Annotated in this window: 2 rRNA genes; both read right to left on the bottom strand. The window is 49.3% G+C overall.

Annotated features, from left to right (window positions below):
- Positions 1-672: ribosomal RNA gene (locus K5E19_RS23000) — 23S ribosomal RNA — on the bottom strand; the annotation flags it as partial.
- A 208-nt stretch (positions 673-880) separates the two neighbouring features.
- A 16S ribosomal RNA gene (locus K5E19_RS22995) occupies positions 881-960 on the bottom strand; the annotation flags it as partial.

Raw genomic sequence — 960 nt, 5'->3', positions numbered from 1 at the left:
CGGGTCTATACCCTGCAACTTAACGCCCAGTTAAGACTCGGTTTCCCTTCGGCTCCCCTATACGGTTAACCTTGCTACAGAATATAAGTCGCTGACCCATTATACAAAAGGTACGCAGTCACACCACGAAGGTGCTCCCACTGCTTGTACGTACACGGTTTCAGGTTCTATTTCACTCCCCTCGCCGGGGTTCTTTTCGCCTTTCCCTCACGGTACTGGTTCACTATCGGTCAGTCAGGAGTATTTAGCCTTGGAGGATGGTCCCCCCATATTCAGACAGGATACCACGTGTCCCGCCCTACTCTTCGAGTTCACAGCAAGTGTGCTTTCGTGTACGGGACTGTCACCCTGTACCGTGCGACTTTCCAGACGCTTCCACTAACACACAAGCTGATTCAGACTCTGGGCTGCTCCCCGTTCGCTCGCCGCTACTGGGGGAATCTCGGTTGATTTCTTTTCCTCGGGGTACTTAGATGTTTCAGTTCCCCCGGTTCGCCTCGTTAACCTATGTATTCAGTTAACGATAGTGTGTCGGAACACACTGGGTTTCCCCATTCGGACATCGCCGGGTCAAAGGTTCATATCACCTCGCCGGCGCTTTTCGCAGATTAGCACGTCCTTCATCGCCTCTGACTGCCAGGGCATCCACCGTGTACGCTTAGTCGCTTAACCTCACAACCCGAAGATGTTTCTTTCGATTCATCATCGACTTGCGAAAATTTGAGAGACTCGAACACACATAACATGTGTGTCGTTTCAATTTTCAGCTTGATCCAGATTTTTAAAGAGCAAAACTTCTTAATGCACTCAAAAGTACATTCAGAAGTTCATCATTCATCAGACAATCTGTGTGAGCACTACAAAGGCAGGTTCTTTAAGGTAAGGAGGTGATCCAACCGCAGGTTCCCCTACGGTTACCTTGTTACGACTTCACCCCAGTCATGAATCACAAAGTGGTAA

This window comes from Enterobacter sp. RIT637 (genome assembly GCF_019718755.1).
GTDB lineage: Bacteria > Pseudomonadota > Gammaproteobacteria > Enterobacterales > Enterobacteriaceae > Enterobacter.
Note: the sequence above shows the minus strand (reverse complement) of the source record. Positions and strands in the feature narration are given on the sequence as shown.